Origin of the sequence: uncultured Brachybacterium sp. (assembly GCF_947500705.1) — a bacterium.
Lineage (GTDB): Bacteria > Actinomycetota > Actinomycetes > Actinomycetales > Dermabacteraceae > Brachybacterium.
This window is the reverse complement of the sequence record NZ_CANMSY010000003.1, coordinates 1-22,839: the sequence shown is the minus strand read 5'-3', so window position 1 is coordinate 22,839 and position 22,839 is coordinate 1. Positions and strand designations below refer to the sequence as shown.

Sequence of the window (22,839 nt, the reverse complement as noted above, 5' to 3'; positions counted from 1 at the left end):
CCCGATGCGCCCGTACTGACCCGAAGTGCCCGGTGCGCTCGGGGAGCCGCTGCGGTACTCTTCCTCCACGCGAGAGATAGGCCTCGGAGCGCTATGTGATCCCGGAGCGGAAGCAGATGCCCGGCCGGATCATCCGTACGGGATGGCCCGTTGCCGGCAGCATCGATGCGGCCGCTTCAGAGACCACCCCGCCCCACCTGGGGAGCGCCGATGAGCAGCTCGGTGAGGAGATCCTGCCCCGCCACCAGGGCAGTGTGCCGCGCAACCGGAGGATCCGCACGAGGTCCCGGCTGCGCACCACGATCGCGACGATCACCGTGATCGGGCTCGTCTCCATCGCGCTGCCCTGGCTGCTGCTGCGACATGAGGGCCCCGAAGACGTCGCACGGGAGTACCTCGACGCCGTGATCTCCGGTGACATGGAGACGGTGCGCCGCCACGTGCGCCCGGTGGACGGGACCCTCGACACCGCGATCACCGCCGCGGTCCATCAGGCCACCGCAGGTGGCATCGCCAGTTATACGATCGACCGGGTCGACCTCCGCAGCACCTCCGCCGAGGTCACCGCCACCCTCCGCAACCGACACGAGGAGCACCGCACCGTGCTGCGCCTGCACGCGACCAGCGCGGGACCCTTCTCCCCGGTCACCTGGGAGCTGGACCCCATCCAGCTCCCGATCCTGACCATCAGCCCGCTGACCGGGACCGATTCCCTCCTTCTGAACGGTCAGCTGCTCGAGATCCCCGAGGTGCTGTTCAGCGAGCGAGGCGCGAACCGGATAGGCGTGGTCCTGCATGTCCTGCCCGGCAGCTACGCGATCGAGCTGCCCCCGCCGCAGCCGCCCCTGACCTCCCGTCCGCGCGTGATCTATGTGCCGCCCGTCCTCGGCCAGTGGCAGACCGGCATGATCGACGTCGACTACGGACTCAGCCCGCCCGCCGAGGCACGCGTGAGATCCGTGCTCCGCAGCGAGATCGCGCAATGCGCCGAGAGCACCTCCCCGCGACCGCCGGGCTGCCCGTTCGCGGTGGACCTGCCGGAAGGGACGGTCGGTTCCTGGAGCGTGACCCAGCAGCCCGAGATCGACTACGTGAACATGCTGGGGGACAGCTTCCAGTTCCGCGGGGAGCACCTGGTCGCGGAGTTCACCGTCAGCACGCCCGCCGACCGCTCCGCGCAACCGCCGGCCCCGGCAGCACCGGCCTCCGCACCGTCGGCACAGTCCCGAGAGTCCCCACCGTCCGCCCCGGCTCCGCTGTCCCTGGTCGTGCCAGCAGTCATCCCCGCGAGCGGCGCGGCGCCGCAGCAGGAGCCGATGCCGGGCTCGGTCCACGTCACCTCCGCGCTCTTCGGCGCGAGCATCCACCGTGTGGACGGCGGATATGAGCTCGCGGCCTGGAGCTACGCCGGGACCCGACCTCTGCCGCACTGAACGAGCCGGGTATCCTGAGACATTCTGCCGGGTCATCGAGGACCGCTCGTCGGCAGTACCCCATTCTTCTGCCGGCCGGCGCCGTCCGACAGCCTGATCCGGGAGCACCGTGAAAGCGTCGACACCTGCCCCGACCGGGCGGACCCTCCCACTGGGCTGGACCCAGCCCGAAGGGGAGCTGCCCGCGTTTCACGGCCCTGCCGCCGGCGAGGGCCCCGCCGCCGAGCCGGGCGGTGCCACCGAACTTGTCAGCACCACCGATCCGGGCTCCGACAGGCGGGCGCACCGCCGAGGACTCGCGCTCGCCGGAGCAGTCTGCGCGGTGCTCGCCCTCGTGCTGGTGCTGCCGCGGCTGCTGCTCGGCGGCGCCTCACCGGAGGATCCGGTCCGGGACTATCTCGATGCGCTGGTGGCCGGTGATGTCGTCACCGTGCGCGAGCACCTCACGGACTCCGCGGAGACGAGCGATGCCGCCCTGACCGCGGAGGTGCTGCGTGCCGCGACGCACAGGATCACCTCCTACACGATCGACACCGTCCAGATCGAGGGTGGACAGGCCATGGTCACCGCGTCGCTGAGCTCGAGGACGGGCGTCCAGCAGGCCGGCTTCACCGTCCGTTCCCAGGCACCCAGCTCCTTCGCCCCGGCGACCTGGGAGCTCCTGCCGGTGGCGGCGACGGAGTTCGTGGTCACCGTGCCGGAGGGGGTCCAGGAGCTGTTGATCAACGCGGTCCCGATCCCGCTGTCGGGACAGCCGAGCCGGGAGGGCATGTTCGGCCAGCAGCTCCTGACCCTGCGCCTGCTGCCCGGCAGCTACGAGCTGGAGCTGCCCGCGCGCAGCGAGCGGCTGATCCCCGTCGTCGAAGAAGTCTCCATCTCGATGCAGACGGACGAGCTGCGCCGTGCCGGGGCGGTGCTGGGCTACGAACTCTCCCCGCGGGGCCGCGAGGAGGTCACCGCCCAGGTCGATGCGGTCCTCGAGGAGTGCGCGGCCAGCACGACAGCGGCCCCGCCGGATTGCCCCTTCTTCGCCTTCACCGACTCCCGCCCAGGAGGTCCCGCCGAGGAGTCTGATGTCGGTGGTGCCGCGGGGCCTTCCGCAGCGCCGGGGACCTGGCAGGTCACAGCACCGTCGAACTACCGGATCGAACGCTGGATCAGCGCGTCCTGGAGCATCACGAGCGACACCGGGTACGCGGTGTTCACCGCCGCGCCGGGCGCCGACGGCAGCCCGGGGACGTCACAGATCGTCCCTTTCATCATCGACGGCATCGCCCTTCTCGATCCCTCGGGTGAGCTGCACCTCGAGCTGTCCCAGAGCTACGTCCTGAACCTCGTCACCTGCGTCGAGGTGGAGGAGGGGAGTCGAGAGACGATCACGTGGCCCCTCGAGGGGGAGTCGGTCGCGGTCTGCCAGGGCGGAGAGTGACCGGGCGGTGCCGGGCTCAGCGAGCTCAGCGGGAGTGCAGCGCCCGGCGTCCGGGCCGTCGCAGCCGCTCGAGCGGCAGGAACGCCGCCCAGCAGATCGCGGTGGGCAGGAAGTGGATCCCCAGCAGGACCAGCGTGGACAGGTGGAAGCCCAGGTAGAGTGCGACGGCGAGGTAGAGGGCCTTCTCGCGCAGGAACAGCACGACGGGGGAGAGCGCCTCGAGGGCGAGCCCGGCCCACTGCGCAGGGATGAACACCCAGGGCGTGACCTCCACCAGCCAGTGCGCCAGTGAGCTGCCGCGGCGGATCGAGGCCCAGGTGAGGATCGCGCTGTTGCCCCAGTTCGCGAGCGATCCGGAGTACAGGATCTTGGGGATGACCGAGAAGAAGTAGGTCGCGACCACCGCGATCTGGATCGCGCGCAGCGCCCAGCCGGCGGCCTCGCTGGTCGCCGGCCCGTCGGCCGTCGTTCCGTCGGCCCTCGTTCCGTCGGCAGAGGAACGGGCGCGCTCCACCCCGGCGACCGTGGGCAGCACCGCGACCGCCACCATCAACGCCATGTGGTCATGGGCGACGTAGCCGTAGGAGTTGCTGTAGAGCATCCACGGCCAGTACGCGATCGCGACCACCGTGCCGGACAGCCGTGGCCGCCAGCCCGCGATCGCCGCCGCGCATCCGGCGAGGATCACCACCAGCAAGGCGTAGGCCAGCGGGGTCGTCACCGCAGGCAGCTGCAGCAGGCGTGCCAGCGCGACCGGCGAGTAGAACCCGGCGTTGTGCGCGTGGGCGAGGACATCGCGGGAGAAGGTCAGCACGTCCAGCACCACGAAGGCGTAGAGGAGCACCCGCAGCGCCCGGAGCCGGGCCAGCGGCAGGGCCGGGAACAGGAGCGGCCGCAGCCGGGACGAGGTGCTCACCGGAAGCCCGGACCCCTCAGCGGACGTGGAGCTCATGAGGCCTCCCACCGGACCACCTCGACGAACTCCTCCTCGCCCTGGGCGGTACCGTCCTGCAGAGAGGTGATGCGCTGGCACAGCACCAGCGCGTTCAGCGGCTCCTGATCGGGATGGCGCCGGTCGTACTCGGCGGCCAGCGGGGCCAGCAGCTGGGGATCGGCCTTGATCGCCGGCAGGCTGTTCTCCACGTCGGCCCGCTCGATGCCCACGCTTCGCTGACCGAAGCGGATGTCGAAGGGAGCCCCGCCCTCCCGGATCCCCTGCAGGCAGGTGTTGACCACCTCCCCGTTCGGATCGGTGCCGGAGGAGAACTGGTCGAGCACACCGAAGGGGAACAGATCGTTCGACCGGGTCAGGCCTCCCACCAGCAGCACCCCCACACAGGCCAGGATCGCCAGCGTCCGCCAGGCCATCGAGAGGACACGAAGGCGGGCGGTGGGAGGCACCCGAGGAGCGTACCGGGATCCGGGGGAGCCCGGCGCGCAGGATGACTCTTGTACTCAGTAAATCCGTCGCTGTCATTCTAGTTCTCGGGTATTTCGGCAAAAGTTGCTTCAAGAAACGGCTCTGACTTGGTATCCACTTGACCGGAAGTGCTGGTGAGCGGGGCACCGTGGGGGGATGGGCCGACGTCCTGACGTCGGCCGTCCCATCCCCCGCGTCCCCGCGCCCCTTCCCAGGAGTACTCGATGTCCGTACCCGCCCGTGTCCCCACCCATCGTGCCGACGGCTCCGCCGTCTACTTCCGCAGTGTGCGCGTGGCACCGAAGATGGCCGCCGTCACCGGCGGTGCCGTGATGGTGGCGGGGATGAGCGTGGTCGGTGGCGGCGTCGCCACGGCCGACGGCGGCGTGTGGGACCAGGTCGCCCAGTGCGAGTCCGGTGGGAACTGGTCGATCAACACCGGCAACGGCTACTACGGCGGACTCCAGTTCTCCCCCCGCACGTGGACGGCCTTCGGTGGCCAGGAGTTCGCGAGCAATGCGAACCAGGCCACGAAGTCCGAGCAGATCGCCATCGCCCAGCGCACCCTGCAGCAGCAGGGACCCGGAGCCTGGCCCACCTGCGGCCAGCGTGCCGGCCTCACGAAGTCCAACGGCGGTGCCGACTCGAACGCCCAGCCCGGCGGCCGCGAGGATTCCGCCTCCCGCGATGAGGTGCGCACCAGCCCCGGCGCACTTGCAGTCGACGGCAAGTTCGGCGCAGCGACCACCCGCTCGCTCGAGGCCTGGATCGGCGTGAGCCAGGACGGCTCGCTCTCCTCCTCCGACATCCGCGCCCTGCAGTCGAAGGTCGGCGCCTCGGCCGATGGGAAGATCGGCGCCGAGACCACCACCAAGCTCCGCGCGGCGATGGGCCTGGGCGGGAACGGCGCCTGGGACTTCCGTTCGAACTACTCGACCGTGAAGGCGCTCCAGGGCTTCCTCAACAGCGGCGCCCCCGCCAAGAGTGCCCCTGCCGCGTCGGCGCCCGCGGCCCCGAAGGCCGCCGCGCCTGCACCTTCCGCCTCGAAGAGCGGCGATCTCGTCGTGGACGGGAAGTTCGGCCCGGCCACCACGCGTGCACTGCAGGGCTGGGTGGGCGTGAGCCAGGACGGTTCGCTCTCGACCTCCGACATTAAGGCGCTGCAGTCCAAGGTCGGCGCTGAGGCCGACGGCAAGATCGGTGCCGAGACCACCGCGAAGCTCCGCGCCGCGATCGGTCATGGCAGCAACGGCGTGTGGGACTTCCGCACCAGCTATTCCACCGTCAAGGCACTGCAGCAGCACCTCAACGGCTGAGTGACGCGGGGGAGAGCCCCGCACACGAGAACCCACGGCGACGCGTCGGCCCCTTCGGGGTCCGGCGCGTCGTCCTTTGGCATCTGCCACTACGCGCGACCCGCTCTCGGGCGATCGAGCAGAGCACCAGAAGTGTGGTCACGCACGAAGCACGACCCTGACCACGCGCCCATCACAAGACCTACACATATCGTGCAAAACGGACCTAACGCGTGTAGGGTGACGCAAGGGAAGGCGGGCAAAACGGGCATTTCACATACGTGGTGATCCGTGGCGACTCCGCACGGTGTTCTGGAAGGGGAGCCATGTCGATCATCACTCTGCGTGACGGAGTCCGTCTCATGCACGGGACGAAGAAGCGCAGTCCCGGGATCCGTGAGCTTCAGCCGGCAACGATCTCCCTCGCCATGGTGGATGCGGCGCTATGGTTCGCCGGACTCTGGATCGCCGCCGGCTTGCGCCTGGAGACGCCTGCTCTCTCAGCAGGCTTCGCTCTGGACGGCCGCACCACGCCGTTCTTCGGACTGCTGATCGGTGCGGCGATCGCGGTCGCCGTCTACATGCTCCTCTCCCGCGTCCTGCACCTCCACCAGGGACGCCATCTCGTGGGCAGCTTCGACGAGCTCATGCCGCTCAGCCTCGTGGTCGCAGCGGCGGGTCTCGTGGTGACAGTTCTGAACCTGCTGCTGCCTGCACGGGTCCTCCCGGTGACAGCTCCTCTGATCGCCGTTCCCGTGGTGCTGGTCCTCGCCGGTGCGGTGCGATACATGGTGCGCCGTGCGGCGTTCCGCGAGACGCACCACCTGCAGTCGGAGACGACGCGCCGAGCCCTGATCGTCGGGGCCGGCGAGGTGGGCCGGACCCTGGCCCATTCCATGCGCCGGGATCCGTCCTCCGTGTGGGAACCCGTCGCCTTCCTCGACGACGACCCCAAGAAGCGTCATCTGCGAAGCGCAGGCGCGTCTGTTCTCGGAACCTCGGCGGACATGGCCGCAGTCGCCGAGCGGATCCAGGCCGATGTGCTCGTGATCGGCACGCCGATCATCAGCGCGGAGACGCTCGGGACGCTCACCGCGGAGGCTGCCGAGATCGGCCTCCCGGTCAAGATCGTGCCGGCCCTCGACGAGATGATCGGCGGGGTGCATCATGCGGATCTCCGCGAGATCGAGCCCAAGGACCTGTTGGGACGTCGCCCCGTGGTGACCGATATGACCACCATCTCCAGCATGCTCGCGGGGAAGACGGTGCTGGTCACCGGGGCAGGTGGGTCGATCGGCTCAGAGCTCTGCCGTCAGATCGCTCAGTTCGATCCGAGCGAGCTCGTGATGCTCGATCGCGATGAATCCGCGCTGCATTCGCTGCTGCTGATGATGGACGGCACCGCCGACCTCGGCAACGAGAACATGGTGCTCGCCGATATACGGGATGCGGAGCGGATGGACGCGGTGTTCGCCGCTCACCGGCCGGACGTGGTCTTCCATGCTGCCGCGCTCAAACATGTGAACATGCTCGAGAACGCGCCCGACGAGGCGTACAAGACCAACGTCCTGGGTACGCACAATGTGCTCGAGGCCGCGCACCGGCACGGCGTCGAGCGATTCGTGAACATCTCCACCGACAAGGCGGCCGACCCCCACAACGTGCTGGGCTACAGCAAACGCCTCGCCGAGGGACTGACCGCGCAGAAGGCCGTGATCGCCCCCGAGGGATCCTGGGTCAGCGTCCGTTTCGGAAACGTGCTGGGCACCCGCGGCTCGGTGCTCCATACCTTCATCGCCCAGATCGAACGGGGCGGGCCGGTCACGGTCACGGACCCCGGGGTGACGCGCTTCTTCATGACGGTCGGCGAGGCGGTCCAGCTGGTGCTGCAGGCGGCCGTGGTCGGTGACAGTGGGAAGGCCCTGGTGCTCGATATGGGAGTGCCGGTCGAGATCGCTCACCTGGCGCGCCAGCTCATCGACGCCTCGGGAAAGGACGTCGAGATCGTGTACTCGGGCCTGCGACCCGGAGAGAAGATGCACGAAGTGCTCTTCGCTCCCGGCGAGGGAGCGTCGCCGACGGCGCATCCGCTCATCACCGGGGTGCCGGTGGTGCCTGTGGGCCTCCAGGACGTTCCGGACCCGCGCACAATGCACGAGCCCGAGCAGTTCCTGGACACGATGTCTCGCGTATGCAGCTCGATGAGCTCCCCGATCCTTGTGCCAAATGGTGACTCTGCCACTGCCGAGCAGGCCATCCCGGTGGCAGCTCCGGCTGCCGTCGCGGTAGCGGCGGGGTTCTGAGCCATGACTATCTTTCTCTCCAGTCCAGATATGTCCGCAGCCGAGCGCGCCGCAGTCATCGATGCCTTCGACTCCGGCTGGATCGCACCCCTCGGCCCCGCCGTGGATGCCTTCGAGCAGGCAATGGCGGATCGCCTCGGCCGACGCTTCGCCGTCGCCCTCTCCTCGGGCACCGCAGCGCTCCACCTGGGCCTGCTGGCCTGGGGCATCGGCCCGGGGGACGTGGTCCCCACCTCGACGATGACCTTCGCTGCGACTGCCAATGCGATCACCTACACCGGCGCGACGCCATACTTCATCGATGCCGATCCGTGTACGGGTCAGATGGACCCCGACCTGCTCGAAGACGTGATGGCGGAGCTGCAGCGGGAAGGCCGCAGCGTGCCCGCGATCGTCCCCGTCGACCTGCTCGGGAACTGTGTGGACTACACCCGGATCTCACAGATCGCCGCGAAGTATGGAGCCCGCGTGCTCGCCGACTCGGCCGAGTCCCTCGGGGCCTCGCACGCAGGGGTCCCCGCCGGGAAGCACGGGGACGCAGCGATCCTGTCCTTCAACGGCAACAAGGTCATGACCACGTCCGGCGGAGGCATGTACCTCACCGATGACGAGGAGGCCGCCGGTCGCGTGCGCCACCTGGCCACGCAGGCCCGTGAGCCCGTCGCTCACTACGAGCACCGCGAGATCGGGTACAACTACCGGCTCTCGAACCTCCTGGCAGGAGTGGGCATCGCACAGCTGAGCCGGCTCGACGGCATGCTTGAACGGCGCCGTGCCCGCCGGGAGGCCTACGCGGGACTGGTCGCCGACGTCCCCGGCGTCGAGGTCTTCCAGCGCCAGGGTGATGTGGACGACAACTGCTGGCTCACGGCGGTTGTCGTCGACCCGCAGCTCGCCGGCTTCAGCGCTGCCGACCTCGCGACGGTGCTCGTCGCGGCGGGGATCGAGAGCCGGCCGCTGTGGAAGCCGATGCATCTGCAGCCGGTGTTCGCCGGGGCCCCGGCCCTGGCCAACGGAGTGTCGGAGATGCTCTTCCGCACGGGCATCACGCTGCCGAGCGGCTCGGTGCTCACGGAGGCGGAGTGTGCCGTGGTGGATGCGGCGCTGGGCGAGTTCTTCTCCGCGCACTTGCGCGGAGCGGAGGCCGGCGAGCTCGGGATCGAGCCTGCCGCCATCTCCCTCGTCTGAGCCGTGATCTGATGGGGCGGGGCGCAGGCAGGGCGCCCTCGGCCGGGGGTGGGACAGAAGGAGCAGAGGGATGATGCAGGTACGTGAGCTCGAGACCGCTGATTCTGACTGGGCGACCTCGCTTGCTCGCTCGCGCGCGACACGACATCTTCCAGTCGCCCGAGAATCTGCGGGTAGAGAACGGCTTCCGTGGCACCTGCACTCGCCTGCTGATCGTCGAGGACGGAGACCCCGCCCTCCTGATGTTGATCCTTCTCGCCGCTGTCCGTAGGCCGGTGAGATGCCTCGTCCCCGTTCAAGTACGCCGGGTCCACGCTTACCGAGGGGCCGTCGCCGCGGCATGAGGCGATCATCACGCTCCTCGAGCATCTGAAAGGGCGTGGCGTCCTCTCGCTATTCCTGTGCGCCCAAACGTTGCTGGGACTCGAGGAGTTCGGGGACTTAGGCGCCGTGGTGGACCATGGGCCGACCTACCTGATCCCGCTGGACCGCCCCTGGGCGAGATCACCGTGAGCATGCGCTCGAACCACCGCTGGAACACGCGCGAGGCCCGCCAGGCGGATCTCGTCGCGGTGCAGGACGCCGCCCCAGCGTACAAAAGCCCGGGGTACTCAAAGCGCTCCGAAGCTGGTTCGCCGCGGAGCGGCCCGATCTCTTCATCTCGCTGAGTGACTACGAGCTTCAAGTGCTCTCCGGCGGCGTCGCGGACGAGCTGCGTGGGCTCGAAGGATCGTTGCGGTGCTTGGGCGCGACGCTAGATCCGTCGTGCTTGACAAGCATCGGATGGCGCTGTCGCCGGCGGAGCACGGGGTGCCTACGCCGAGGACCTGGCTCGGGAGCGAGGCGATGGACCTCGTGGTCAAGCGTCGCTACGGCAACGGCTCCATCGGTCTCTGGTTCACCGCCGCGGCAGAGCTTGCGCGGGGTGTCGTGGACTCCGCCGAGATGGCGCTCGGCGAGGCCGGCCGGCCTGCGGCGGACGGTCCTGCGGCCGTGGAGGTGCAGGAGGAGCTGCCTGGCCACGAGCACGGCGCCGACGACGCTTCCTCCCTCGACGGCAGCTTACAACTGCTGGGAGTGCTCGCCCCGTGCAAGGAGCAGATGCGCGGCGGCGACACCGTTGCCGCGACCACCGTCTCTCCCGAGTCGTATCGGGAGTCACTGCGTCTGATCGGGAAGCTGCTCCACCCGTCGGGCGCGATCAACGTCGACCTCCGCGAGTCCGTGACCTGGGAGCCCCGGGCGATCGACATCATCCGTCCCCGCTGGACTACGCGGTCGGGGTCACCACGGCGCGTTTAGAGGAGTTCAAGGTCCTCGGCAGCTCAGCCCTTGGCTGAGCCTCTGCGGGCCGATCGTCCCAGGTGCTTCCTGCCAGGTACTCAGCGACCTGCGAGGGGCGGCGCACCTGGGTCATCGGCTCGCCGCACCTCTCGCGCACGTACACGGCCGGTGGGAACTCGATGAACGTGGACTGGTAGGACATCGTGTAGGCGCCCACGCGCGAGAACACGACTCGGTCACCGATCGCGAGCTCGGGGGCGTCCTTAAGGTGGGTGAGGCGGTCGTCCTCCATGCAGGTGAAGCCGCTGACGATCTGCTCGGGGACCGAGTGCGTGGACTTGGTGCCGAGCGTGACGTCGAAGGGGCGCACCCGTCGAAAGAGTGGATCGATGTCCACCCGGCTTGCGTCGGTGACGACGACCCGGCGGGAGCCTACGTCTTTGACGTCCAGCACCTCGGCGTGGAACTCCACCGGGACGGCGATCAGGGATCCGCCGGGCTCGACCACGAGGCAGGTCTCCTCCGGATCGACCACGCCCTCGAGGGCCTCACGAATCACGCGCACGTAGTCGTCGAAGGTGGGGCTGCCGTCGACGCTGCCGAAGAAACCGCCACCGATGTCGATCCAGTCGAGCTCGAGCTCGCGGGAGCGGACTATCTCCGCGGCGACTGTGGCGGAAGCTCGATAGACGTTCAGGCTCTGGGTCAGGGAATTCCGGTGCATGTGGAGCCCCGCGATCCGTATCCCAGCGGAGGTGAGCTCTTCGATCACGCGGTCGAGCTCGCCGTTGGCGACGTCGAAGCCGAAGCGGCTGCCCTCCTCCCTCGTGGTGCTCTCCCCGGGGCATCGTGCCTCGAGGTCCCAGTTGATGCGCAGACCGACGGTGAACTCGCGGTCGGGGTGCTCACGGGCGAACTCCGCGACCCAGGTGACCTCGCGCTTGGCGTCGAGGTTAATGAGGGAGCCCTCCTCGAGCGCGGAGCGCAGACGCTCGCGCCCTTTGATGGGGCCGTTGTAGACGATGCAGTCCGGCGCGTAGCCGAGGGCGAGCGCGAGCTCGTACTCCATGTCGGAGACAACCTCGGCCCAGGCGCCGCGGCGCCGCATGAAGGAGATCAGCCACGGCAACGAATTGGTCTTGAAGGAATAGGACAGGATCGACCGAGGCCAGTGGGCATCCAGGGCGCGCTGGAAGCGGCCGACGAATTCGTCGAGTAGAGGAGCGTCGATCACGAATGATGGGGTTGTCGGCGAATTGCTGGGAGTATGTTTCGAAAGGGACAACTGTCTGCTCCTTGCTCGAGGTCTGGTAAACGCGCGTGCATCCATAAGCGGGACTCGAAGCGGTCACAGCCGCAGGGGCGCAGACACGCAACCGAAGTGGTCGTTCAAGGGGCTCCAATGTATCCTATAGGCAAAAGGTCCGTTTTTAGCGTTTTGAAGGTCGTGTGTGGATGGGTGGAACTGCGGGGGCGTAGGGCATGGGCGGTCCGCCGGAACTGCAGGCAGAGGCTTGAAAAACAGCTCCGTGCGACGTATGATATATGCGATATGTCCGCTTCATCTTAGCGGGTTCTTCCACGGGCAACGCGATCCCCGATACGAAGGACAGTTCCCCCAATGGAGGGTCAGGGAGACATGGCACCCATGCTGCGCTCTGCGCAGACTCAGAGGTTCATCCCCTATGACCGTGTGAAGCGGTTCGGGGACATCGTGCTCGCCGGAGGCGCTCTGATTGCGCTCTCCCCGTTGATCCTCGGCACCGGACTCGTCGTCAGAGCGACGCTCGGCCCGGATGTGCTCTTCCGCCAGCCGCGACCGGGTCGTGACGGCCGAGTCTTCGAGATGTTCAAGTTCCGTACCATGCACATGACTGACGAGAAGCGCGGCCGAGTGTCCGACGAGGAACGCATGACCACCGTGGGAAAGTTCCTGCGGGCGGCGAGTCTCGACGAGCTTCCCAGCCTGCTCAATGTGCTGCGCGGGGACATGAGTCTGGTCGGTCCTCGTCCGCTGATGGTCGAGTACCTCGACCGCTACACCAAGGAGCAGGCGCGGCGCCACCAGGTCCTGCCAGGCCTCACTGGCCTCGCCCAGGTCTCCGGTCGTAACTCCCTCACCTGGGACGCGAAGTTCGCTCTCGATGTAGAGTACGTCGAGACCCGCAGTCTGAAGACCGACCTGCAGATCCTGCTCGCGACCGTGCCTAAGGTGCTCCGCCGCGAGGGGATCCAGGAAGATGGTCACGTGACGATGACCGACTTCTACGGCCCCCGTCGGATCGGCGACCATGACGTGCGCCGGTCCAGCAGCTTGCACGGCGAGGGGTGGGAGATCCTGGATCGCCGAAGCGGTGAAGTCGTCGCCCACTGCGAGCTGGTGCGCGGCGCCGATGGCGAATGGGAGAGCCGGCTTCAGGTGGTGCCGGGCAGCAGGGAGCCAGAGCTCGTGCGTTCCAGGGGGGAGAGGATCTTGGCAGGGCTGGCGTGCGAGCTCCGAGAGGAAGGGGCCGTGAGCATACAGGAGGTCGCTCTGCGATGACTCGCGAGATCACCGTGGTGATCGGCTCCGCGGGCCGGCGCCTCTACCTCATCGACTGGTTCCGTGAGGCCTTCGCCTCGCTCGGCCTCCGTGGACGCGTCGTGGTCACAGAGAATGATCCGACGAGCTCGGCGGCTTCCTACGGGGACGTCGCCCGACGTCTGCCCCGCTACGCCGACCCGACGTACGGAGAGGCGCTGCTGGCGCTCGTCGACGAGCTGGAGCCCAGCGTCTTCGTGTCCATCAACGACTACGAGCTCATGCACCTGCACGTGAACACCGACCTCGCCGAGCAGATCCGGCAGCGCGGCGTGCTCGTGCCCGGCGTATCCAGGGCCTGGCAGAACAGCTGCGCCGATAAGCTCCTCATGGCCGGGCTGCTGGAAGGGATCGGCGTGCCGACCCCCACCACCGTGACGGGCGATGACCACGAGGGGATCGCCGCTCTCGCTGCGCTCTCCGACGAGCTGGTTGTGAAGCACCGGCTAGGCAGCGGCTCCTCCGGCCTCGCCGTGGTGCCGGTCTCCGAGGTCTCTGAGGCGGTCTCCACCGCGATCCGCAGCGCGCCGCAGACGGCGGGCCGGGCGGCGAGCGGGGCGGATGTGGTGGTGCAGGGCAAGCTCGCCGGTGTCGAGCACGGTGTCGACATCGTCGGCGATCTGAGCGCGCCGGGCGACCTGGTCGCCGTCCTCGCGCGCCGCAAGGACCGAATGCGCGCCGGCGAGACCGACAAGGCCGTCACCGTCGCCCCGGAGCCGTTCCGGCGCAACGCCGAGCTCATCGCGCACGCGAGCGAGCTCACCGGGCTTATCGACGTGGACATGTTCCTCGACGACACCGGCAGCGCCTCGGTCATCGACATCAACCCGCGCTTCGGCGGCGGCTACCCCTTCGTGCACCTCGCCGGTGCGGACGTGCCCCGCTACTACGTGGCGCGCGCCCTCGGCCTGGAGGCGGGGGAGGACTGGCGCGAGTACGAGCAGGGCGTCGTCTCCGCGAAGTACGAGAGCGTCCGCGTCACCGCGCGCAGCTGATCGCACGCACGGGCGCTGATGGCCTGGAGGATCTCCTCCGGGCCATCAGCGTCCGGGAACTGACGCGCGAGTAGGTTTCGGCTTGACCTATCAGTGCGGCAGTCCCTTCCGCAGAAATACCACACCTTTAGTGGCTCTCCGCATTTGAAGGTGTAGCAGGAGCCTGAATGTGACGTCACGGGTGAACATCGTTGACGGTTCTACTTCACGCCACCGTGGATAGTCGATCTCATGACATTGTGGGCACTTCGGCGCCGCATTTGTTGGCTCACGCCGAGGCTGCGACGTGCGTAGGTGGCGTCCACGAGCCGATGGGGGGACTCTGCGGCGGCCTGTCCGTAGGGCAGCATGCCGAGCTCGTCGATCTATGCGGATGTTGGCATAGATCGACGAGCTCGGCTACCTCCCGCTGCCCGCCGAAGCAGCCTCAGCCCCGTCCCAGGTCATCAACCAGCGCTACTTGAAGAACTCGATCGTGACCACCACGAACAGGCCCGTCGGCGCCTGGGGCGAGATCCTCAGCGACACCACCGTCGCCGCCGCCATCCTCGACAGGCTCCTCCACCGCTCCGGTCGTGGACACCCTCGACGGCACCTCCTGCAGACTCCACCACCATCACCTCACAACTGACAAGATCTGCCGCGCCGCTACCGGCACCAACCTCCGCTAACCTAGCCCGCAACCATCGGGAACTTCACCGAGCATCTCTGGGGAAAATCGATGAGGGCCATCACCGGTTCGAACTGTGCAGAATTATTCACTCTACATGGGAATTAAGAAGCTTCTCTGCTACTTGTCTCGCGCTCAACCACTGAGAGCTACCAACACGATCATTCCGAGAAGTTCTAGTGTCGGAGAGCTGGGTCGCGATCTTTTTTTTCATCTCTTCAAACTCATCGCCTGTCTCCGAAAAGTAAACCCCAGAACGATAGTCCGTTACGAGATGGGAAACTATAGGATTATGCGGAAGTACTACTGGTAAGCCGGTCCCCATCCCCTGCTGAATTGTAACCGCGGGCATCCTGGGCCAAACCCCGACGTCCGCAGCATTGAATAGCCTTCTCAGCGAACGAGGGTCGCCGAACGGGAGCAGGGTTATTCTGTCCCGGAAAGAGCTTTTCGCTACACGTTCACGAAGCTCCGCACTCGCTCCACTGTTCGATAATCCCAAAATTCCGAGGTAGATAGTAGAGTCCTCTTGTGCAAGTTCTTCAAAAGCACTAACCAGTAGGTCGAACCGCTTCTGGCGATTGATCTTGCCAATTCCGATCACGAGTTTATCCTGATCGGAGAGCCCGAGCTCTCTACGCATCTCGGTGCGCTCATCAGTACTGGTATAGAATACCTCGGCATCGTACACAAGCGGCATGACGTCCATCTTTTTATTAAGCGAGAACGACTTAAGTCTATCGATGGTCTCGGGCGTGTATCCGTACAGGGCTTCTGCGCGAGAGTTTACAAAACGGTACAGGAGGCCCTTGGTTGCAGCGAAGACTCCAAACTTCGCTCGCGCGAGTGTCGGTGAAAGATTTGCATACATTGCGGAATTGTCGCCATATAGCACAACTCGCGGGCAGCCTAAACTCACAGTCGAAGCGACTGCCGGAAGAAGGAAACCTGGCATGACCTGGACCACAAGGTCAAACCGTCCCCGACGAAGCTCTCTGGCCACTCCTTTGGCGACAACCATTGACCTTAGTTCCCGGCCACGAAAGCGCCTTACCCTAACCCCATATCGCTCTGTATCGAGTTCGCCGTACCGCCTGCCAACTCCAATGTGCTCGAGATGGGAGTCGGAGAAAATTGGATTGACGATGTCGGAGGCAAATGCAGTGACCTCTGCGAACTCCGCGAGTGCACGCGCTAGCGCGACTTCTTGATAGCCACTAAACCAGTCAAAGTACCCGCAAACTATTGCCACTTTTGGTTGCACGCTGTAAACTCCGCTCTCGGGTGATCTTTCGAGTGAGAGACCGGCCCAGGCTATTGAGATGCACGATTGCGAACCGCATTCCAGATGGGCTGACATGCACGATCGCATGGACGCTACTCGGCTAAACGGCGCAGGTTAACTGCGAGGTCTCTCGTCGACAGGGCGGCACCCGGCACTCATAAGCGACCTACTTCGCGGCCGAACTTTTGCAGCTTCGCTACAATCTCACTTCTTTCACGGGAAATACTTTAACTCGGGCCGGCTACTTACCGTCGTAATTCACCGATCCCAGAAGCTTCCAAAGGCGAAGCGTTCATACGTACGCCGGTTCGAAGGTGGTGCGTCGCCGCAGTAGAACGGATCAGGTTGAGTACGCGACGCGAGGAGTCCGCAATGCGGTACTCCTCAGGGATCGTGGCCGGTCCGGAGGACACGTGCTGCGCGAGTGTGATGGCGACAGCATCCACCACGTCTTCCGGACCGGTGCCAGTGGTGATGATCGCCCCGGTGTCGATCGCTTCCGGCCGCTCGATGGCGTCCCGGATGGTGACGGCAGGGAAGCCGAGCAGCGAGGACTCCTCCGAGATCGTCCCGGAGTCGGAGATGACGCAACGTGCCGTCTCCTGCAGTCGGATGTAGTCGAGGAAACCGAGCGGAGGGTGAAACCGGACGTTTACGCCGGCATCGAGCTCGTACTGCTCCAGGCGCTTTGCCGTCCGTGGGTGGGTCGAGACGATGACTGGCACGCCTTGCTTTTCGGCGACCGCGGCAAGGGAACGCAGCAGACCTTCCAGCCTGTCCGGACGGTCAACATTCTCTTCGCGGTGTGCGCTTGCGAGGATGAATTCTCCCTCTTCCAGCTCGAGACGGCTGAGTACGTCGCTTTGGCCGATCCTGGACGCGCTGTGCTCGAGCACCTCCTTCATGGGAGACCCCATGAGCACCACTCGCGAAGGGTGGATTCCCTCGCTAAGAAGATTGCGCCGCGAGTGTTCCGTGTACACGAGGTTGTAATCCGCGACGTGATCGACGAGGTGTCGGTTGATCTCCTCGGGCACGTTCGGATCGAACGACCTGTTCCCAGCTTCGAGGTGGTAGACGGGAATTTTCATGCGGCGGGCCATCAGGGCAGAGATACAGCTGTTCGTGTCGCCCAGGACGACCATCGCGTCTGGCCGAACAAGGTTCAGCACCCGTTCCGTGCCCTTCAGGACGTCGCCAAGCACCGCGCCCAAGGACGACGTGTCCGCTTGCAGGAAGTGGTCGGGCCGACGGAGCTCGAGATCGTCGAAGAAGATCTCGTTGAGCAAGTAGTCGTAGTTCTGGCCGGTGTGTACAAGAATGTGATCGGTATGTTCTTCCAGGGCAGCGATGATCCGAGACAGACGAATAATCTCCGGACGTGTGCCCACTACCGTCATGACTTTGAGACGAGTTCTCATCATACGTCCTCTGGGTAGGTGTCTGGGTTGTTCGGGTCGAATAGCTCATTTGTCCAGAAGGCGGTGAGCAGATCCTGCTCTCCCGTGTTGGTGATGTTGTGAGCCCACCCGGTGGGCATATCAATGGCGACAGGGTGGTCACCGTCGACATCGAAATCCATGACGGCGTCGGAGAGCACGCGGCGGAGCGATATCCGCGCCCGGCCCTTCAGCACCACGAAGCGCTCGAACTTGCGGAGGTGGAAGTGCTGGCCTCGGGTGACCCCCGGTCTCGTGGTCGAAAAGAAGGTCTGGCCTTCGGACATGTGCGCCCGGACCGCTTCCACCAGGGCGCCGCGCTGATCGGCGTGCAGGGTGAGAGGAATCGGGGTGTGCCCGCCCACGTCGACCGACCGGAGGGTGTTGAAGAGGTCGCTCTGGAGACGGTCATGCAATGGGGGTAGCTCTCCCGTCCGGTACAGCGCCCACTGCTCGCGCAGCACGTCCAGCACGTGGGCCACACTCGTCATGGTGCCGTGCGGCCTGATGCGGACCTCTCCACCGTCGAGCCCGTCGATGAGGGTCTGCGCCGCCGACTGCACGTGCAGGAGCTCCACCTCCCGGTCCTGCACCGACAATTCCTCGCCGAAGACCACTCCGTGCGCGAACGACGCCACGAAGGAATTGTAGTTCGGGCGGCCGTGCTCACCGAACAGATTGGGCAGGACGACATCGATCAGCCCGACGCCTTCCGCCTCCTCGAGGATCTCCGCCGCGCGCTGCTTGCCGTTCCCGTACGGGCTGCCGTTCCCTTGCTGAGTGGTGCCTGCATAAACGACGCGGATCTCGCGACCGGCAGTTCGGATCGCATCTGCGAGGTCCTGTGCGAGTCGAACATTGCCGGCTTGGACCTCCTCCGGACTGCCCCGGTTCACGCCGGCGACGTGGATGATCGCATCCGCGGAGCCAAGGATCTCCGGCAAGTGGGGCCAGTCGTCGCGGCTCACGGCGACGACCTCGTGCTCGGTCGTGGCATGAAGGCGGAGCCTCAGGTGCCGGCCGAGGAAGCCCTCAGCACCGGTGACGACGATTCTCATCACAGACCTCGACCTTCGACTTCTCGGCGGATCTCGGGCACCGCCATCAACAGCCGCTTCGCCCCGTCGACGTCCAGGCGTTCGGTGTTCTCCGACGTGTAATCCTCCGCGAGGGCGGTACTTCGATTCCCTTCCTCCACGTACCGCTCGTACTGGAGGGAGCGCGTGTCTAGAGGGACCCGATAGTAGTCACCACGGTCCTCGACCGTCGCCATCTCCTCACGGCTGAGGAGAGTCTCATGGAGCTTCTCCGCATGGCGGGTGCCGAGCACTTCGATCTGGGGTGCGTCTACTCCGAGCAGGGACGCCACTGCACGTGCCAGCACCTCGATGGTCGTAGCAGGTGCCTTGCGGACGAAGAGATCTCCCGGCTGCGCGTTCTCGAACGCGTAGTAGACGAGGTCGACGGACTCGTCCAGAGACATGAGGAATCGTGTCATCATCGGTTCGGTGACCGTCATCGGGTTGCCCGACTGTATCTGCTTGATGAAGAGCGGTATCACCGATCCGCGCGAATACATGACGTTGCCGTAACGCGTTATCGACACCTTGGTGTCTGAAGTCGGGTTGTTGCGAGCGAAGGCTTGGGCCGTCTTCTCCATGAGGGCCTTCGACATCCCCATCGCGTTCACCGGGTACACAGCCTTGTCCGTGCTCAAGCACACCACTGAACGGACTCCGAGTTGGTGCGCTGAATTTATGACGTTGTGACTTCCGTTCACATTCGTGCGCACAGCCTGGTCAGGGAAGAATTCGCACGAAGGAACCTGTTTGAGTGCTGCCGCATGGAAAACGTAATCCACTCCCGATAGCGCGTTGTTTACGCTGTGCTGATCGCGCACATCCCCCAGGAAGAAGCGCATTCTTTCGTCGTTAATAGTTCGACGCATCGCGTCTTGTTTCGCCTCGTCTCGGCTGAGGATATGGACACTTTCCACCCCTCGTGCTAGGAGATCTTTCGCCATCGTGGAACCGAACGAGCCGGTCCCGCCGGTGATTGCGACCTTTACGCCTTCGAATGACTGCATGATATGCCTTTCTAGTTGTCTTCTCTAGTGCCCACCCCGAACCTGTCAATCGCGATTGATACTCCCGGTGGCGAGCCCGCCTCCGGTGTGCGAAAGCCAACCAGGCTCGCCGAGCCGTCGCCGAGTGCGATGTGCAGCTTTGTGTTCCGCGTGTTCGAGGAGCACACCTGCAATGACGTTGAGACCCACGCGCTTGCTCATCAGGTCCTCGTACAGCCGCTTCGCGTTCCGGCTCATGCGGCGCCGCTCTGCGGCAGTCGTCGCAGCGGCCCGCGCTAGCGCGTCGGCGAGGGAGTTCGCGTCCTCGGGATCGGCGACCAGCCCGGCCTCGTACTCCTGGACTACCCGAGCAACATCTCCCTGCACCGTCGTGATGACGGGAACCCCAGAGGCCAGACTCGCCTGAAGCTTCGAGGGGATCGTGACCCGAAAGATCGGCATGTCCAGTAGAGTCACCAGCTGAAAATCAGACTCGCGGTAGAGCTCGTGGATCTCGAGAGGGTCGATCAAGCCCAGGAACTTGATATTGGGTGAATCGCTCGCCAGGCGCCTGAGGGATTCTTCCTCGACCCCATCGCCAGCAATACGAAGTTCAATCTCCAGGCTTTCGGAAGCGGATCGCACTGCCTCGACCACGGTGCCCAGATCCTGCATGCGTCCCAAGTTGCCCGCATAGGCGAGCACCAGATTTCCCTCGGTGCTTTCACGCCCTGTGGTAGTAATGATATTGCTTTCGCGGGCCCAATTGTAGACGACCGTCGTCGTCTCTTCGCTAGCCCCCCTTGAAGCCAGTAGAGGCTTCATTCCTGGCGATATTGCAAGTACGTGGGCCGCGTTCTTGTACGCGCTCGTCAGCCAAGGAGTGAGTGCTTTGGTGATAAAGCTATTCAAACTGCGGGGCAGCATGCCGGATCCCGTAACCGATTCGGGCCAGACGTCTTGAACATGAAGTACATAGGGTGTTCCGAAGAGGAACTTCCAGACCTGCGCCGGCAATGCTGCAGTCATCGGCGTGGCATAGACATATACAACATCCGCACCTTTGGCGAGGCGCAATGACGTCATCGCCGACAGGGCGAACGAAGCGAAGTTTGCGAATCGCTCCAAAGGGTTCGCGGAATGATTTATCACCAGTGGTACGCGATTTATTCCGATGCCTCGCCAGTACTCTTTGGACCGGAAGGTCTGATGGTAACTTGAGTAGATTCGCCCTCCCGGTCGATTCGGGTACCCGGTGACAACCTGGACGTGTGCGCCGGCGGCAGTGGACAGGTGGTCGGCGATATCACGTTCATACATTGCCTCCTCCGGCCAGTAGAATTGGGAGAGAATCAGTACGCGCGGCGTAGCCGAAGTGGTGGCGACTTTCGTGACAGTTGACATCGGGTCTCCTTGGGCGCCCAAGAGTGTGGCGTGCTCGGCTCGGGGATGGTCAGTTCACAAGTGATGGGCTGTCTAACCCAGGGCTACAAAAAGAATGTTGATCTCGGCGCCCGCGGACGCGCAATCGAGCATTCTTTGATGGGCGTCTCGCTTCGAAATGAGAGAGCGCAGTCCACGGCGGTTCCGCCCTATCGCTGGGAGCGCCGAGTGGGAATCATTCACGGCGCTGCGAAGCCTTGGCACGAGTCGCGGCACCCGCCAGCATTCCTCTGGCGTCTGCGCCGAGCATCCAGCGGGCAGCGCTCGATAGCGTGGCGGAGTGCGTCGTAGCTCGTGCATGGATTGCTCAGCGAGGTCTGCAGCTCTTCGGCCCGGCGCAGAGAGCACTGTTGTGCGGCCGCACGGCCGCGACTCGTCGAGAATCATTGCGAGATGCTCCCGCGGGCGCGGCGTTGATCGCTGCACGTTGGTCTCTCTCGCTACGGCCGTCGCTCGCGTCTCATTGGGCACCTCTGCCGCGGGGCCCTTGGTACTTGCCCCGATGGATCGGTACGGGGGTCGGCTTTCGGCAGTGTGCTCAGGACGTGCGACGTCGCGCAAGTAGTAGGGGGGGCATGATTCTCCTTCCGGGGCTCGATGCTGGGCGCCGCTACCGCGGCAGGCTCAGTATGTCTGACTTGTCAGTTACATGTGGTTTATACCTTACGCACCGGCGGCTTCCTTTGCACGCTTTCTCGGCAACTCTGAGACGCCGAGAAGCTCCACCCGGTTCGCAGAGTCGACAGATGATCCGGCACTGTCGAGCCCGGGCCCGCTCTCCCCGTGGCACCCGCAGGGCCACCTCCCCCGGAGGCCGTACAGGTGCGAGGTCATTGGCTTCGGCGCGGCCCTCCGGATCGACGATTCGGCACCCCGAGGTCGAGGGTCTGGACGGCCAGCGGACCGCTGGCGACCTGGGTCATCGTCGGGCCGCGGGAGCAGCAGCTCACGAAGCTGCCCGAGCTCGTCGTCGCTAAGCGGGGGACGGTGACCCATTGCGTGGAGCCGTTCCAGAGGCATCTTGGCTATCGGAAAGACGTCTGAGTCGTCACTGCGAAGGAGCAATCGGAAATGGTACGGAAGATCAGAACGAAGCTGGTGCTCCAGCTGCGCGCCGAGGGTCTGTCGGGGCGATCGATCGCTGCCTCGCAGGGCATGTCCCGGAAGTCGGTCAGGGCGGTGTTCGAGGCCGCTGACGGGGTGGGGATCGGCTGGGTCGACGTGGCCGAGCTCGACGACGAGCAGGTGTATTCGCGGTTGTTCCCGGGCCGGGGTGAGTGCGAGAGCGTGTTCGCTCAGCCGGACTGGGAGCAGGTCCATCGGGAGATGGCCCGGGTCCGGGTGACGCTGAAGGGACTGCCGCACGAACAGGTGACAGTTGGGGTGTCAGGCCGCGAGGCTCACGGCCGGGTTCATGATGGTCTCGTATTCGATGGGGGTCAATCGGCCCAGACGGGCCTGACGCCGGCGGCGGTGGTAGGTCCGTTCGATCCAGGTGATGATCGCGATCCGCAGCTCCTCTCGGGTTCGCCACCGTTTGCGGTCCAGGACGTTCTTCTGGAGCAGCGAGAAGAACGATTCCATCGCGGCGTTATCACCGGCAGCACCGACTTGGCCCATGGATCCGATGAGGTGGTGACGGTTCAGGGCGTGCACGAATTTCCGTGACCTGAACTGCGATCCTCTATCCGAATGCACGATGCAGCCGGCTGCGTCACGGCGCCTGGATATCGCGTTGTCCAGGGCCTTCACCGCGAGGCGAGCCTTCATCCGGTCGCTGATCGAGTAGCCCACGATCCGGCCGGAGAACACATCTTTGATGGCGCAGAGATAGAGCTTGCCCTCGTCGGTCCAGTGCTCGGTGATGTCGGTCAGCCACAGTTCGTTGACGTCATCGGCGGAAAAGTCCCGCTTCACGAGGTCGTCATGGACCGAGGGTGTTTCATTAGCTGTGTAAGGGTCCGGTCTCGAACCGAGGTGTGACCTGCTGGCTCGCCTCTGAATAGGAC

18 protein-coding genes are annotated in these 22,839 nt (G+C 65.3%); 9 read left to right on the top strand and 9 right to left on the bottom strand.

Translation table 11 applies throughout. From position 1 onward, the window contains the following. The first annotated feature begins 95 nt into the window (after positions 1–95). Together Q0937_RS06260 and Q0937_RS06255 are read left to right on the top strand one after the other, a co-directional pair. Positions 96–1,433: a hypothetical protein gene (locus Q0937_RS06260; protein ID WP_299301057.1), complete on the top strand. Its 1,338-nt coding sequence runs from the start codon at positions 96–98 to the stop codon at positions 1,431–1,433. A 109-nt stretch (positions 1,434–1,542) separates the two neighbouring features. Then, entirely contained in the window at positions 1,543–2,862 is a 1,320-nt protein-coding gene (locus Q0937_RS06255) for a hypothetical protein (RefSeq protein ID WP_299301055.1), read from the top strand. Positions 2,863–2,887: 25 nt separating this feature from the next. Here the strand turns inward: Q0937_RS06255 and Q0937_RS06250 are convergent, their stop codons facing one another. Both Q0937_RS06250 and Q0937_RS06245 read right to left on the bottom strand, forming a co-directional pair. After that, positions 2,888–3,814 carry an HTTM domain-containing protein gene (locus Q0937_RS06250; protein ID WP_299301052.1) on the bottom strand — a complete coding sequence of 309 codons (927 nt, stop codon included), beginning with the start codon at positions 3,812–3,814 and terminating at the stop codon, positions 2,888–2,890. Beyond that, entirely contained in the window at positions 3,811–4,263 is a 453-nt protein-coding gene (locus tag Q0937_RS06245) for a hypothetical protein (RefSeq protein ID WP_299301049.1), read from the bottom strand. Before Q0937_RS06245 ends, Q0937_RS06250 begins: the two co-directional genes overlap by 4 nt. A 243-nt stretch (positions 4,264–4,506) precedes the next feature. On the opposite strand from Q0937_RS06245, the gene Q0937_RS06240 reads away from it, so the two are divergent. From Q0937_RS06240 to Q0937_RS06225, 4 genes are all read left to right on the top strand, one after another. Continuing rightward, entirely contained in the window at positions 4,507–5,598 is a 1,092-nt protein-coding gene (locus Q0937_RS06240; RefSeq protein WP_299301046.1) for a transglycosylase family protein, read from the top strand. A gap of 305 nt (positions 5,599–5,903) precedes the next feature. Beyond that, positions 5,904–7,880 (top strand): nucleoside-diphosphate sugar epimerase/dehydratase, encoded by a 1,977-nt coding sequence (locus tag Q0937_RS06235; protein ID WP_299301043.1) that lies wholly within the window; start codon positions 5,904–5,906, stop codon positions 7,878–7,880. A 30-nt stretch (positions 7,881–7,910) separates the two neighbouring features. After that, on the top strand, positions 7,911–9,068 hold the full coding sequence (locus tag Q0937_RS06230; protein WP_363323208.1) for an aminotransferase class I/II-fold pyridoxal phosphate-dependent enzyme: 1,158 nt from the start codon (positions 7,911–7,913) through the stop codon (positions 9,066–9,068). Between the two features lie 810 nt (positions 9,069–9,878). After that, on the top strand, positions 9,879–10,370 hold the full coding sequence (locus Q0937_RS06225) for a hypothetical protein (RefSeq protein ID WP_299301037.1): 492 nt from the start codon (positions 9,879–9,881) through the stop codon (positions 10,368–10,370). Here Q0937_RS06225 and Q0937_RS06220 read toward each other — a convergent pair. Next, a complete protein-coding gene (locus Q0937_RS06220; protein ID WP_299301034.1) occupies positions 10,339–11,586 on the bottom strand; it encodes a hypothetical protein in 1,248 nt (415 codons plus the stop codon). The genes Q0937_RS06225 and Q0937_RS06220 overlap by 32 nt on opposite strands. A gap of 405 nt (positions 11,587–11,991) precedes the next feature. Between Q0937_RS06220 and Q0937_RS06215 the strand changes: the two genes are divergently transcribed. The 3 genes from Q0937_RS06215 to Q0937_RS06205 all read left to right on the top strand — a co-directional run bounded on the left by Q0937_RS06215 (position 11,992) and on the right by Q0937_RS06205 (position 14,559). Continuing rightward, the gene (locus tag Q0937_RS06215; protein WP_299301031.1) at positions 11,992–12,894 is read left to right on the top strand and encodes a sugar transferase; all 903 of its coding nucleotides are present in this window, start codon (positions 11,992–11,994) and stop codon (positions 12,892–12,894) included. Beyond that, a complete protein-coding gene (locus Q0937_RS06210) occupies positions 12,891–13,928 on the top strand; it encodes an ATP-grasp domain-containing protein (protein ID WP_299301028.1) in 1,038 nt (345 codons plus the stop codon). The genes Q0937_RS06215 and Q0937_RS06210 overlap by 4 nt, the downstream gene beginning before the upstream one ends. A 385-nt stretch (positions 13,929–14,313) precedes the next feature. Further along, positions 14,314–14,559 carry an ATP-binding protein gene (locus Q0937_RS06205; RefSeq protein ID WP_363323216.1) on the top strand — a complete coding sequence of 82 codons (246 nt, stop codon included), beginning with the start codon at positions 14,314–14,316 and terminating at the stop codon, positions 14,557–14,559. A gap of 127 nt (positions 14,560–14,686) precedes the next feature. On the opposite strand, the gene Q0937_RS06200 is transcribed toward Q0937_RS06205, so the two are convergent. From Q0937_RS06200 to Q0937_RS06175, 6 genes are all read right to left on the bottom strand, one after another. Next, positions 14,687–15,958 (bottom strand): glycosyltransferase, encoded by a 1,272-nt coding sequence (locus Q0937_RS06200; protein ID WP_299301025.1) that lies wholly within the window; start codon positions 15,956–15,958, stop codon positions 14,687–14,689. Between the two features lie 170 nt (positions 15,959–16,128). Then, positions 16,129–17,307, bottom strand: a complete 1,179-nt coding sequence (gene wecB, locus Q0937_RS06195; RefSeq protein WP_299301021.1) for a non-hydrolyzing UDP-N-acetylglucosamine 2-epimerase — start codon at positions 17,305–17,307, stop codon at positions 16,129–16,131. Then, positions 17,304–18,380, bottom strand: coding sequence for an NAD-dependent epimerase/dehydratase family protein (locus tag Q0937_RS06190; protein WP_299301019.1), 1,077 nt, complete (start codon positions 18,378–18,380; stop codon positions 17,304–17,306). Before Q0937_RS06190 ends, wecB begins: the two co-directional genes overlap by 4 nt. Continuing rightward, positions 18,380–19,408, bottom strand: coding sequence for an SDR family NAD(P)-dependent oxidoreductase (locus Q0937_RS06185; protein WP_299301016.1), 1,029 nt, complete (start codon positions 19,406–19,408; stop codon positions 18,380–18,382). Before Q0937_RS06185 ends, Q0937_RS06190 begins: the two co-directional genes overlap by 1 nt. 45 nt (positions 19,409–19,453) lie before the next feature. Then, positions 19,454–20,791 carry a glycosyltransferase family 4 protein gene (locus Q0937_RS06180; protein WP_299301013.1) on the bottom strand — a complete coding sequence of 446 codons (1,338 nt, stop codon included), beginning with the start codon at positions 20,789–20,791 and terminating at the stop codon, positions 19,454–19,456. A 1,425-nt stretch (positions 20,792–22,216) separates the two neighbouring features. Beyond that, positions 22,217–22,839: IS3 family transposase (locus Q0937_RS06175; RefSeq protein WP_299301010.1), on the bottom strand; the 623-nt coding region annotated here is incomplete at its 5' end.

What these genes read in the sequence shown, in the direction of transcription:
- Q0937_RS06210 (WP_299301028.1), top strand. Translation starts at nt 12,891, where the DNA reads ATGACTCGCGAGATCACCGTGGTGATCGGCTCCGCGGGCCGGCGCCTC.
- Q0937_RS06200 (WP_299301025.1), bottom strand. Translation starts at nt 15,958, where the DNA reads ATGTCAGCCCATCTGGAATGCGGTTCGCAATCGTGCATCTCAATAGCC.
- Q0937_RS06190 (WP_299301019.1), bottom strand. Translation starts at nt 18,380, where the DNA reads ATGAGAATCGTCGTCACCGGTGCTGAGGGCTTCCTCGGCCGGCACCTG.
- Q0937_RS06185 (WP_299301016.1), bottom strand. Translation starts at nt 19,408, where the DNA reads ATGCAGTCATTCGAAGGCGTAAAGGTCGCAATCACCGGCGGGACCGGC.
- wecB (WP_299301021.1), bottom strand. Translation starts at nt 17,307, where the DNA reads ATGATGAGAACTCGTCTCAAAGTCATGACGGTAGTGGGCACACGTCCG.
- Q0937_RS06180 (WP_299301013.1), bottom strand. Translation starts at nt 20,791, where the DNA reads ATGTCAACTGTCACGAAAGTCGCCACCACTTCGGCTACGCCGCGCGTA.
- Q0937_RS06215 (WP_299301031.1), top strand. Translation starts at nt 11,992, where the DNA reads ATGGCACCCATGCTGCGCTCTGCGCAGACTCAGAGGTTCATCCCCTAT.
- Q0937_RS06235 (WP_299301043.1), top strand. Translation starts at nt 5,904, where the DNA reads ATGTCGATCATCACTCTGCGTGACGGAGTCCGTCTCATGCACGGGACG.
- Q0937_RS06240 (WP_299301046.1), top strand. Translation starts at nt 4,507, where the DNA reads ATGTCCGTACCCGCCCGTGTCCCCACCCATCGTGCCGACGGCTCCGCC.
- Q0937_RS06250 (WP_299301052.1), bottom strand. Translation starts at nt 3,814, where the DNA reads ATGAGCTCCACGTCCGCTGAGGGGTCCGGGCTTCCGGTGAGCACCTCG.
- Q0937_RS06230 (WP_363323208.1), top strand. Translation starts at nt 7,911, where the DNA reads ATGTCCGCAGCCGAGCGCGCCGCAGTCATCGATGCCTTCGACTCCGGC.